The 11,706-nt window shown below is 63.9% G+C and carries 13 protein-coding genes; 9 read left to right on the top strand and 4 right to left on the bottom strand.

What is annotated here, in order from left to right:
* From BMW90_RS25515 to BMW90_RS25495, 5 genes are all read left to right on the top strand, one after another.
* Window positions 1–342 (top strand): transposase domain-containing protein (locus BMW90_RS25515; RefSeq protein ID WP_139211556.1); only part of this gene is annotated, 342 nt, incomplete at its 5' end.
* Window positions 343–635: 293 nt separating this feature from the next.
* Window positions 636–1,637, top strand: coding sequence for a C-terminal binding protein (locus BMW90_RS25510; protein WP_074840550.1), 1,002 nt, complete (start codon window positions 636–638; stop codon window positions 1,635–1,637).
* 17 nt (window positions 1,638–1,654) lie between these two features.
* The gene (locus tag BMW90_RS25505) at window positions 1,655–2,326 is read left to right on the top strand and encodes an RraA family protein (protein ID WP_074840547.1); all 672 of its coding nucleotides are present in this window, start codon (window positions 1,655–1,657) and stop codon (window positions 2,324–2,326) included.
* Complete coding sequence (locus BMW90_RS25500; protein ID WP_074840545.1) at window positions 2,307–3,227, top strand: 2-dehydro-3-deoxygalactonokinase; 921 nt, start codon at window positions 2,307–2,309, stop codon at window positions 3,225–3,227. The genes BMW90_RS25505 and BMW90_RS25500 overlap by 20 nt, the downstream gene beginning before the upstream one ends.
* A complete protein-coding gene (locus BMW90_RS25495) occupies window positions 3,224–3,853 on the top strand; it encodes a 2-dehydro-3-deoxy-6-phosphogalactonate aldolase (RefSeq protein ID WP_074840543.1) in 630 nt (209 codons plus the stop codon). Before BMW90_RS25500 ends, BMW90_RS25495 begins: the two co-directional genes overlap by 4 nt.
* 78 nt (window positions 3,854–3,931) lie before the next feature.
* On the opposite strand, the gene BMW90_RS25490 is transcribed toward BMW90_RS25495, so the two are convergent.
* From BMW90_RS25490 to BMW90_RS25475, 4 genes are all read right to left on the bottom strand, one after another.
* Window positions 3,932–5,221, bottom strand: coding sequence for a nickel pincer cofactor-dependent isomerase, group 22 (locus BMW90_RS25490; RefSeq protein ID WP_170850632.1), 1,290 nt, complete (start codon window positions 5,219–5,221; stop codon window positions 3,932–3,934).
* 4 nt (window positions 5,222–5,225) lie between these two features.
* Window positions 5,226–6,509: a TRAP transporter large permease gene (locus BMW90_RS25485; RefSeq protein WP_074840541.1), complete on the bottom strand. Its 1,284-nt coding sequence runs from the start codon at window positions 6,507–6,509 to the stop codon at window positions 5,226–5,228.
* 4 nt (window positions 6,510–6,513) lie between these two features.
* Window positions 6,514–7,002 (bottom strand): TRAP transporter small permease, encoded by a 489-nt coding sequence (locus tag BMW90_RS25480; protein WP_074840539.1) that lies wholly within the window; start codon window positions 7,000–7,002, stop codon window positions 6,514–6,516.
* Window positions 7,003–7,075: 73 nt separating this feature from the next.
* The gene (locus tag BMW90_RS25475) at window positions 7,076–8,074 is read right to left on the bottom strand and encodes a TRAP transporter substrate-binding protein (protein WP_074840537.1); all 999 of its coding nucleotides are present in this window, start codon (window positions 8,072–8,074) and stop codon (window positions 7,076–7,078) included.
* A gap of 153 nt (window positions 8,075–8,227) precedes the next feature.
* On the opposite strand from BMW90_RS25475, the gene BMW90_RS25470 reads away from it, so the two are divergent.
* The 4 genes from BMW90_RS25470 to larB are packed head-to-tail and all read left to right on the top strand — an operon-like array spanning window position 8,228 to window position 11,614.
* Window positions 8,228–8,932 carry a GntR family transcriptional regulator gene (locus tag BMW90_RS25470; RefSeq protein WP_074840535.1) on the top strand — a complete coding sequence of 235 codons (705 nt, stop codon included), beginning with the start codon at window positions 8,228–8,230 and terminating at the stop codon, window positions 8,930–8,932.
* Window positions 8,929–10,146, top strand: a complete 1,218-nt coding sequence (larC, locus tag BMW90_RS25465; RefSeq protein WP_074840533.1) for a nickel pincer cofactor biosynthesis protein LarC — start codon at window positions 8,929–8,931, stop codon at window positions 10,144–10,146. Before BMW90_RS25470 ends, larC begins: the two co-directional genes overlap by 4 nt.
* Window positions 10,143–10,922 carry an ATP-dependent sacrificial sulfur transferase LarE gene (locus BMW90_RS25460; RefSeq protein ID WP_074840531.1) on the top strand — a complete coding sequence of 260 codons (780 nt, stop codon included), beginning with the start codon at window positions 10,143–10,145 and terminating at the stop codon, window positions 10,920–10,922. The genes larC and BMW90_RS25460 overlap by 4 nt, the downstream gene beginning before the upstream one ends.
* Complete coding sequence (larB, locus tag BMW90_RS25455; RefSeq protein WP_074840529.1) at window positions 10,919–11,614, top strand: nickel pincer cofactor biosynthesis protein LarB; 696 nt, start codon at window positions 10,919–10,921, stop codon at window positions 11,612–11,614. The genes BMW90_RS25460 and larB overlap by 4 nt, the downstream gene beginning before the upstream one ends.
* The last annotated feature ends 92 nt before the right edge of the window (window positions 11,615–11,706 follow it).

Below are 11,706 nucleotides of genomic sequence, written 5' to 3'. Positions count from 1 at the left end.
CGTATCTCGGCCAAGTCGCGCCTCGGCGAGAAGCTGACCTACATCCACCGCCAGTGGGGCGGCCTGCAGACCTTCCTCCACGACGGCCGCGTCGAGATGGACTCCAACGCCGTCGAAAACCTGATCCGCCCGATCGCCCTGACAAGAAAGAACGCACTCTTCGCCGGCCACGACGAGGGCGGCCGCACCTGGGCCCGCATCGCCTCCCTGATCGCCACCGCGAAGATCAACGGCGTCGAGCCCTTTGCCTATTTGAAGGCGACCCTTGAAGCCATCGCCGCCGGTCACCCGGCCAGCAGGATCGACGAGCTGCTACCTTGGAACTTCACCCCGTCAAGCTGAACAGGCGTGGGGTGGCGACAGCGCTTACAGAAAACTTCCGGGCTCTCTGCTTTGAAGTAGTCGCTGACTTTGCTGTCCCCCGGAATTCGGAGACTGACTTGGGCTTAGATTGCCGGACTGCGCACCGCAGGTGTTTGTTCCTTTCACGTCGCGGTGACGTCCCGTGCAAAAACTCCTGAAAACCCGCTTCGCTGAAAGAACGCCTACAGCCTCGCCCAGCTGAGAAACACAGTTGACACACATCTGATGTATCAGATATCAGATGTGTAGAGACTCGCTTGGAGGAGACCGATATGAATTCGAAGCCGAAGGTTGTGATCACCGACTATGATTTCGGGGATGTCGATATTGAACGCGGCATTCTCGAAGCGGCCGGCGCAAATGTCGTGGCCCTTCAGGCCAAGCAGGAAGCCGATCTGTTCGAGGAAGCGCGCGACTGCGCGGCAATCATGAACCAATACGCCCGCGTGGGTGCCGAGACGATTGCGCGGATGGAGCGCTGCAAGGTGATTGCGCGCTACGGGGTGGGCGTCGATATCGTCGATGTCGACGCCGCGACCGATCGCGGCATCCTTGTGACCAACGTGCGCGATTATTGCACCGAGGAGGTGGCTGACCACGCCATCGCCTTGTGGATGGCGCTGGCGCGCAGCCTGCCGGCCTATGACCGAGCCACCCATGCCGGTGTCTGGCGGTGGCAGAGTGGCGCGCCGGTTCGTCGTCTGCGCGGGCGCACCATGGGCATCGTGTCCTTTGGAAAGATCGGACAGGCCATCGCCCGCCGTGCCCGCGCCTTTGGCACCGAGATCATCGCTTATGACCCGTTCCTGCCTGCCGATGTGGCACGGGAACTGGGGGTCGAGCTGGTCACAAAAGACGCGCTTCTGGCGCGGTCCGACTACATCCTGATGCAGGCGCCGATGACAAAGGAGACCCATCATTTCCTGTCGGACGCCGAGTTTGCCGTCATGAAACCCGGTGCGATCCTCGTCAACACCGGGCGCGGTCCCACAGTCGACAACAAGGCGCTCTATCGCGCCTTGACCGAGGGCCACCTGGCCGCCGCCGGACTCGACGACCCAGAAGAGGAGCCGGCCAAGCGGGCCACCTGGGACCCTGCCGACAACCCGATCTTCACCTTGCCCAACGTGCTGATCACGCCCCACGCCGCCTATTACTCGGAAGAGTCCATCCGTGCCGCTCGCGAAGGCGCCGCGACGCAGGTGGCCAAGGTGCTCACCGGGCAAACCCCCGATTTTCCCGTCAACGCTGACGCCCTGGCCGTCCAGAGCTGAACCCGAAAGGATACAAGATGCTGAAAGAATACAACGACTTCGACCGCCGCCCCGACGTCCTGGAAAAATTCGACAAGGTGCTGGCCTGCTATTCTGCCACTGCCGTCTTTGCCGACGTTCAATATCGCCTTGGTGTCATGGACAGCGGCATCAAACCGCCCTTCCGCGCCAAGGTGACGGGCCAGGCGATCACCGTCCAATTGTCCAAGGGCGATCTGGTCGATCCGCTCAAGGCGCTGGAGATGGGCCAGCCCGGTGACGTGATCGTCGTCGATGCCGGCGGTGACAAGAACACTTCGGTCTGCGGTGGCCTGATGGGTGGCCTCGCACAGAACCGCGGCATCCGCGGCATGATCGTCGACGGTGCGGGCCGCGATACCGACGAGCTTGAGGATATCAACTGGCCGATCTGGACGCGCGCCATCACCCCGCGCGGCACGCACACGATGTTTTCCGGCCGCAAGGAAGAACTGTCGATCAACGTGCCGATCCAATGCGGCGGCGTGGTGGTCAACCCCGGCGATTTCATCGTCGCTGACCTGATGGGCGTGACCGTCGTACCGCTGGAGAAGGCCGAAGAGGTGGTCAAGCTGGCGCAGGAACAGGCCGACCGTGAAGAGGAGACCCGCAAATGGGTGGCCAATGGCAAGACGGTCGAGGATCTGTTGAATGAATTCGGCCGCATCTGAGCCCGCCCTGATCGGCCTCGACTGGGGCACCTCGTCGTTCCGCGCCAGCCTGATCGGCGCGGACGGCGGGGTGCTGGACAGGCTGGCGGCGCCGGAGGGCATCATGCACGTCGAAGGCGGGCTGTTCGAGGCGGCGTTTACGCGGCTGCTGGCGCCCTGGGCCGGGCATTCGGACCTGCCGGTGCTCGCCTCCGGCATGATCACCAGCCGTAACGGCTGGGTCGAGACGCCCTATGTGGGCCTGCCCGCTGGCGGGAAAGAACTGGCGCGGGCGATAGCGACGCATCAGACAACCGATGGCCGCACCGTGCATTTCATCACCGGCCTTGCCAGCGAAACGGACGGCGCGCCGGACGTGATGCGCGGCGAGGAGACCCAGATCGTCGGCGCCGTGGCTATGGACACCAGCGACGGATGTTTTGTCATGCCCGGCACGCACAGCAAGTGGGTCGAGGTTTCGGAGGGTCGGATCACCCGGTTCGCAACTTACATGACCGGCGACGTCTTTGCCGCGCTGCGGGACCACACCATTCTCAAGGCGCTGATGCAGGATGCACCGTTCCATGACGAAGGCTTCCGCCTTGGCGTCGCATCGGGCCTTTCGGCGGGCAGCGAGCTTCTGCATCGGCTGTTCCATGTGCGCTCCATGCCGCTGTTCGACAAGATTCCGGCGGGGGCGAGTGCCGACTACCTTTCCGGCATGTTGATCGGCGCAGAGATTGCCGGCGGAAGCGCCGGCAAGGCAAATCGAGGCCCCGTCACGATCATCGGTCGCGACGATCTCGCGGATCGCTATGAGACCGCACTCGGGATCGCCGGGCTGACGACCCGCCGCGCCGAGCCTGACATCGTCGCGCGCGGCCATTTCACCATCGCCAAGGCAGCAGGAGTGATCGCATGAGCAACTGGCAGGACGCCCTGAACGACAACCCTCTGATCGCCATCCTGCGCGGGCTGGACCCCGACCGTGCGGTCGAGACCGCAGATGTGCTGGTCGAGGCCGGGTTCCGCATCATCGAGGTTCCACTGAACTCGCCCCAGCCGTTTGTGTCGATTGAGCGGATCGCCGCGAAGCACGGCAGCGGCATCGTCGTCGGCGCCGGAACGGTCCTGACGCCCGGCGCTGTCACTGACGTGGTGAATGCCGGCGGTGAGATCATCGTCTCGCCCAACATGAACCCCGCCGTGGGCACCCGCGCCGCCGAGCTCGGCGCCAAATGGTGCCCTGGCGTGATGACCCCGAGCGAGGCCTTCGCAGCGCTTGATCTCGGAGCGGCGGTGCTGAAGTTCTTCCCCGCCGAGCTGATCCCGCCCAAGGCCGTCAAGGCGATGCGCGCGGTGCTGCCCGCCGATGCGCTGGTGGCGGCGGTGGGCGGGATCACGCCAGAGACCATGACGGATTATCACGCCGCAGGCGCCGACAGCTTCGGCCTGGGCTCGGCGCTGTTTAAGCCGGAGTACGACTGTGCCGAGCTGGCGCGTCGTGCCGGGGGATTTACAAAAGCCTGGAAAAACCTGGCCGGATGATCCCGGATGACAACGGTGAGCCCGTCCCCCCCACACCTCGTCCGATGAAAGCTGCCGGCCCCGCGAGGCCGGCGGCTTTCATTCCGGCGCTTGCAAACGGCCAGTGGCATCGAAGACCAGCGGCCTTTCCGGCCCTGCAACCGAAAGCCTGTCGCTCGCCTCCACATGCGGCAGAAGCGCGGGCGATACCCAGATGCGATGGATTTCCAGCGTGTTTTTGATACGGACGATGCGGGCGGTCTCGGGCGTGGTCAGGTTGCAGGTTTTCAAGGCCACCACGATGGCGTCATGATCCGAGTTCAGAACCATCGGCAGCTTCGCCGGGTTGAGGATCGTCGCCGTGATGGCATTGGTATAGACCGCGCCGAGGTCGATCTTTTCCACGCATTGCCGGGTCGACAGATCGGCCGAGCCGATCCCCACGCCGTTGCCATGCGATTGCGGTGTGACGTCCAGCGCGACGATCTTCTGGATGTTCGGCGCGTCGAATCCGGGCAGGCCGGAGCCAGGCCGCCCGGTGACATTCGGGTCCATCCCCTCGCCGGAGATATTCTTGCCGATCTCGTCGACGATCAGCACGTCGATATCGGTGAAGTTGAGCCGCCCGATCGAGGCCTTGGCGATTTCCAACAGTTCCTTTTCCCGTTCGAGTATCCGGTCGCGCGGGATAATCTCGATCTCCATCAGGTCGTCGAAGGCATTTTCCAGGATGGCGAGACCAAAGATCACGGGCAGCCGCGCCAGCAGCTTTGCGCCGGCCTTGGGCAGAATGTCGTGAAAGCGCGCGAAACCGTGGTTGTGCAGGGCCACCGCGCCCTTGTGCTTGCCCAGCCCGATGCAGAGCATCTTCACAAGCCCGCTTTCGTACCCGGCCTTGAAATCAGCGTGCGGCTTGACCTTGTTGGCGATGACGATGCCATCGGCCTCGGATGCGATGCGGTCGATATAAAGCGGCGTGCCGTCGTCGAGCGCGTCGATCTGGACCACCTCCATCGACGAGCGGATCTCGGCTCCGGTGCTTTCCTCGGTGATGCCATAGCCCTTGAGCACGGCCACCTGTCCCTCGGCGGTGGCGCCCCCATGGCTGCCCATTGACGGCACGATGAAAGGCTCCGCCCCCTTGGCCCGCAACCCGGCCACCAACGCGCGGGTGATCTCGACCAGCCCCATGATGCCGCGGCTGCCGACGGTGATGGCGATGGACTTGCCCGCGATGTCGGCATCGGGGATCTGACGCAACTGCCCGGTCACGGCGGCGTCGATATCCTCCAGCCGCTTGCGCTCGAAATGCTGGTCCACCGGGATCAATGGCGGGAAAGGATAGGTCATCCCGCCTTCGATGTTCACATTGATCGGTCCAAGGTCCATCACATCACCATAGAGCCGGAAGTGCCAGAGACAACGACGGCACATAGGTTATCAGCATCAACAGGACGATCATACCGGCAAAGAACGGCAGGATGGCGCGGCTGAGCTTTTCGATCGACACGCCCGAGATGCCGCTGGCGACGAAGAGGTTGACCCCCAGAGGCGGCGTGCAGAAGCCAATGGCGAGGTTGACGGTCATAATCACGCCGAATGCAATCGGATCGACCCCCAGCGCCGTGGCCACCGGCAGAAGGATCGGCGTCATGATGATGATCGAAGAGATCGTCTCCATGAACATCCCGATGATCAGCAGAAGGACGTTGATCAGCAGCAGGATGATGATGGGATTGTCGGAAAGCCCCGTCAACCAGCCGGCCAGATCGGCAGGGATCTGCGCCAGCGTGATCACGCGGCCAAAGGCCGTCGCCATGATCACCAGCACGAGGATCATGCCGCTGGTTCTCGCGCTCTCGGCCAGGATGGTGGGGAAATCGGACCATTCGAGATCGCCATAGACGAACTTGCCGACAATCGCCGCATAGACCACCGCGACGGCGCCGGCCTCGGTGGGTGTGAAGATGCCGCTGTAGATGCCGCCGAGGATGATGACCGGCACCAGCAGCGCCCAGACCGATTTGCGGAAACTGGTGGTGATAAGCGACGCGTCGAAATCACGGGTGTTCTCGATCACCTTGGTCTCGTTGCGCAAAAGGAACCTCGCGACGATCATGAACATCACCGCGAACATCACCCCCGGCACGATCCCGGCCAGAAACAGCTTGCCGATCGAAACCTCGGCGGTGACGCCATAGATGATGAAGGGGATGCTGGGCGGGATCATCACGCCGATCATGCCCGACGATGCGGTCAGCGAGGCACTGAAGCGGCGGGTATAGCCCACCTTCTCCATTTCCGGGATCAGGTTCGATCCGATGGCTGCGACGGTGGCGGGGGACGAGCCGGATATGGCAGCGAAGAACACGCAGGCCAGCACGTTGACGTAGGACAGCCCGGCGCGGATATGGCCGATCAGCGCATTGGCAAAGCCCACCAGTCGGCGCGACATGCCGCCGTGCTGCATCAGGTCGCCGGCCAAAATGAACAGCGGCACGGCGATCAGTGGAAAACTGTCGGCCCCGGTGACGACCGAGCGCGCCAGCAGCACCAGCGGCGGCGTGCCGTCGACAAGGATCATGACGGCCATGGTCGCAAGACCGAGGCAGATGCCGATCGGCACGCTGAGAAACAGCGTGAGGATCAGGACAAGGAAAAGCACGGTGGCAATCATCGGATCAGACCTCTTGCTCGGGCGCGGTGCCGCGCAGCGTTCTAATTAGGTGTTGTGTCACGCGCAGGATCGACAGCGCCGCGCCGACCGGGGCTGAGGCGTAGAGCACCGGGATCGGCAGCCCCAGAACCACCGAGGTCTGGCTGAGCACGAAGGGTTTCAGGATCAACTGGATGCATTGCACCGCCAGCACCGCCAGAAAGCCGATGACGGCCAGGTCGACGACGATTTCAAAGGCGCGGCGCCCGCCCGGACCGATGGCATCGCGCAGAAAAGTGATGCGCACATGCGAGCCCTGTTGAAAGGCATAGCTGACCGCGATCCAGACGAACCAGACAAACAGCCAGAGCGTCAGCTCTTCGCCCCAGGACAGCGAGGCGTTCAGGATGTAGCGCATGAAGACATTTGCGCTGATCAGCAAGACGATTGCGGCCAGCAGAAGGCCCACGATATAGCGCTCGAAATTTCGGTCGAGCCAGCGCAAAGCGGTCATTGGTCTCTCCTCCCAAAGAAAAGCCGCGGACGGGTGCCCCGCAGGGCACCCGTGTTAGGGTCAGGACGTGGTGTCAGTTGGTGCCGGCGGCGGCAACCGCGGCGGTCCAGCCGTCAAAGACCTCGGCACCGACCTCTTCGCGATAGGTGGCGCGCACCTCCTGGGTCTGATCGGAAAAGACCTGACGCGCGGCGGCGTCGAGCTCGACCACATTGACCCCGGCGTCGCGGATCTTCTGCAACTGCCCGGCCTCCTCGGCGTTGACCAGCTCCTGCTGATAGGCCGCCGCGTCGGTCATCGCCTCGCGCAGCAGGCTCTGCTGGTCCTCGGTGAGGCCCGACCAGAACCATTCCCCCACCACCGGGATGTAGACGGTGAACACATGGCCGGTCAGCGAGACATGTTTCTGCACCTCGTAGAACCGCTGGCTGTCGATCAGCGCCACCGGGTTTTCCTGGCCGTCGATCACGCCCTGTTGCAGCGCCGAATAGACCTCGCCAAAGTTCATCGGCGTCGGGTTGGCACCGAGCGCCTTGAAGGTATCGACATGGGCGGGCACCTTCATGGTACGCAGCTTGATGCCCTGAAGGTCTTCGGGCGTCTTGATCGGGCGCACGTTGTTGGTGATGTGGCGCAGACCGTTTTCCATCCAGCCAAGCCCGACGAGGCCCTGGTTCTCCAGACGTGCCAGCATCTCGTCGCCGGCGTCACCGTTCAACACGTCCAGCGCGACCTCCTTGCTGGGGTACATGTAGGGCAGTTCGATCACCGCAAAGGCCGGATCCCAGCCGGCAAAGAACGACGACGGCGACACCGCCATCTCCAGCACGCCGGTCTGCACGCCTTCGATCATCTCGCGGTCCGGGCCCATCTGCGACGAGGGAAAGATCTGCACATCGAAGTCGCCGCCGGAGCGCTCTTCGACCAGCTCCTCGAATTTCAGCAGGGCGCGGTGCATGTGGTATTGCTCGTTGGCGCCGTGACCGACCTTGATGACGGTTTCCGCCGCGGCGGCACCGGCAATTCCTGCCGTCATCAGCGCGGCAACCGCGAATGCGTAAGTGTTGGACATGAACTTCTCCTCCCGTTGGGTTCGACCAGAGGCCGGGTATCGGCTCCATTGATATCTGATGTATCAGATAGAAAAAGTTAGTGCAATATTTTCTTCATTACGGTACCTTCAGAAGCGTGGTTCAACAGAGGAAGACCGATGCCTGTAGAAAAAATGAAACGCATCAAAGCGCCGGATTCCTTGTGCGATATCGCGGCCACGGCCATTCGCGAGGCCATCATCACCGGCCGCTACGGGCTGGGTGAGGCGATCTCCGAGAACTCGCTGTCCGAGCTTTTGGGCATCAGCAAGACACCGATTCGCGAAGCTCTGGCCAATCTCAAGCACGAGGGCCTCGTCTCTATCATCCCGCGAAAGGGCACCTTTGTCTTCACCCTGAGCGTGGATGACGTGGCGCAGCTCGGCTTTTACCGCTTCGCGCTGGAATCCACCGCGCTGGAGCTTGCCATGGAGGGGCACTGCAAGGACCTTCTGACCGCGCTGAAGTCGATCTGCGCGACGATGACAGCGGCGCGAGAGCAGGGCAAGACGCGCGAATACCTGGAACTTGACGGCGAATTCCATGACGCCATCGTCTCGCGCTGTGACAACGTCTACCTGAAGGAAGGCTATCAGGCGATCGCCGGCCGGACAGCGGCGCTGCGGACCCACCTGTCGCAGCATCCGACCCATACCGACAAGTCGATGAACGAGCATATCGAGATGATCGCCCTGCTTGAGCAGGGCGATCTGGCGGGCGCGACGACGATTCTAAAAAAGCACGTGACACGCGGCGAACGCACCTATGCCGATGGCATCGAGGACATCGCCACCGCCAGCCCCGAGGACCGCATCATCCGCAGAAAGCGCACACGATGAGCCGCCGCATCCATCTCGACCCCGTGGGCGGCATTTCAGGCGACATGTTCCTCGCCGCCGTTCTGGATGTTCATCCCCATTGGGCCGCCGAGTTGCCCGGCGTGCTGGAGACGCTGGGGATCGGGGCCAAGCTGCGGCTGGAGCACAGGCCACACGACAACGGCATCCTGACCGGATCGCGGATGCTGATCGAAGAGACCGGGGACGCAGATCACCATCACGGCCACGAACATTACCATCACGTCCATTCCACCTTCCGCGCCATCAAGCAGCTCATCGAAGGCTCCGACCTCGCGCCCGGCGTCATCCACCGGGCCGTCGACATCTTTCGCCTGCTGGCCGAGGCCGAGGCGCAGGTCCACGGCACCAGCATCGAGGACGTCGCCTTTCACGAGGTCGGTGCGCTCGATTCCATCGCCGACATCACCCTCGCGGCGCATCTGCTGGAAAAACTCGGCGCCGATCACTGGTCGGTCGGGGCCATCCCTATGGGGTCCGGCCGGGTGAACACCCAACACGGCCCCCTGCCCGTCCCGGCGCCCGCCACGCTACTATTGCTCACCGGCCTGCCGCTGATCGACGATGGTATCCCCGGCGAGCGCGTCACCCCCACCGGCGCGGCAATCCTCAAACACCTCGCGCCCGAATTCGGCGGCCCGCGCCAGCCGATGCGGTTGTCCGCATCCGGCACCGGGTTCGGAGCCAAGACATGGCCCGACCTTCCGAATATCCTGCGCCTCAAGGAATTCGAAAGCCTGCGCCCCACTCTCGCCGACAGAGTCTCGGTCCTGGAATTCGAGATCGACGATCAGACGCCCGAAGACCTCGCTGTCGGGCTAGAGGCGCTGCGCGCGACCGAGGGCGTGCTCGACGTGATCAACGCGGCGGTCTGCGGCAAGAAAGGCCGTCAGGCCCAAGCTATCCGCATCCTCGCCCGCCCCGAGCGGCAGGAGGAGGTGATCCGCGTTTGCTATGACCAGACCACGACGCTGGGTGTCCGCCATCACCACGTCGACCGCAGCACCCTGCCCCGCCGCGCGGCGCAACAGGACGGGTTGCGGGTCAAACTGGCCGAGCGGCCCGGCGCCACCACGGCCAAGGTCGAGATGGACGATCTGATGACGCATCATCCCAGCCACGCCGAGCGCAACGCCGCCGGGCATCGCACGGCCGCAGCCGCGATTGCCGCGCAGGACGAGGAGGCCACCACATGAGCCTGCACGCCCTGCAACACCGCCTCCGCCAAATCGGACCCGCCGCAATCGCCGTCAGCGGCGGAATCGACAGCCTGACGCTGGCCTGCGTGGCCGCCGACCTCATCCCCGACAGCGTAATCTTCCACGCGGTATCGCCAGCCGTGCCCGAGGCCGCGACCGCCCGGGTCCGCACCTTCGCACAGGATCGCGGCTGGCACCTCAACGTGATCGACGCGGGGGAATTCTCGGACATGCACTACCGCGCCAACCCGGTGAACCGCTGCTTCTACTGCAAGACGAACCTCTACGGCAGCATTGCCGCGAAGACGAAGTCGCCGATCCTGTCCGGCACCAACCTCGACGATCTTGACGATGTCCGCCCCGGCCTGATCGCCGCGAAGGATCACAACGTCCAGCATCCCTATGTCGACGCCGGCATCGACAAACCCGGCCTCCGCCGCATCGCTCGCGATCTCGGGCTGGGCGACATTGCCGACCTGCCCGCCGCCCCCTGCCTGTCGAGCCGCGTCCTCACCGGCCTGCGGATCGAGCCCGGCGAGTTGCAGGCTATCGACCGGGTCGAGAGCCGCCTCAGGCCGATGCTGCCCGGCGCGGACGTCAGGTGCCGCAGGCTTGCCGGTGGCTACAAGTTGCAGGTCTCCGCCGACGTTCTGGACCGGATGCAACCCTCCGAAACCGAAGCGATCCTTGCCGCGGCCACGGCTGCGCTTGGCCACGAAGGCACGCTGCTAGGGCTGTCCTCATATCGGCGTGGCAGTGCGTTCGTGCAATGAGCGGTGCCGGCGGGATCGTTCTGGATGACGCCCGTGCCGGGCGGATCGGCTTTGACGAGGCCATCCTCTGCGAGCAGAAGACCGTGCCGCAGATCGCGGAGATCGCCAGCCGCAGCCGCGACACGGTCGGGCGGCGGTTGTTCACACGTCTGAGCGCGGAGAAATTCGCCGCGCTGCCGCCTGACCTGTGCGGCGCAATGATCTATGACGCGCAAAGCCGGACGGCGGTTCTGGGCGCGACGGCACCCGGCGCCGGGCCGCCCCGTGTCGCCATCGTTTCTGCCGGTTCTTCCGACGCCAATGTCGTGGCCGAGGCGCAGGCGACGCTGGCCTATTTTGGCCAGTCCACCCAAAAGATCGAGGATGTCGGCGTTGCCGGCATCTGGCGACTGCTGGAGCGGGTCGACGAGATTGCTTCCATGCCGGTCGTCATCGCCGTCGCCGGCATGGATGCGGCGCTGCCGACCGTTTTGGCGGGCCTCGTGCCGTCCTTCGTCATCGGCGTGCCGACATCGACCGGCTACGGCGCGGCGCGCGGCGGCGAGACCGCCCTGTCCGCCATGCTGGCAAGCTGTGGACCCGGGCTGACGGTGGTCAACATCGACAATGGCTATGGTGCCGCCTGCGCCGCAATGCGGTTCCTGCGTATGGCCGATCGGGTCAGGCAGGCTGAGGTGCCCCTATTTTCCTAGACACCTGCCTGTTTCATTTTCTTCTGCCTGATTTCGAAGTCAACGGGCGACAGCATGCCGTTGTTTGTGTGCTTACGCTTCGGGTTGTAGAA

Source organism: Marinovum algicola, assembly GCF_900109145.1.
GTDB classification, from domain to species: Bacteria; Pseudomonadota; Alphaproteobacteria; order Rhodobacterales; family Rhodobacteraceae; genus Marinovum; species Marinovum algicola.
The sequence above is the reverse complement of the archived record's forward strand: the minus strand, read 5'-3'. Positions and strand labels throughout refer to the sequence as shown.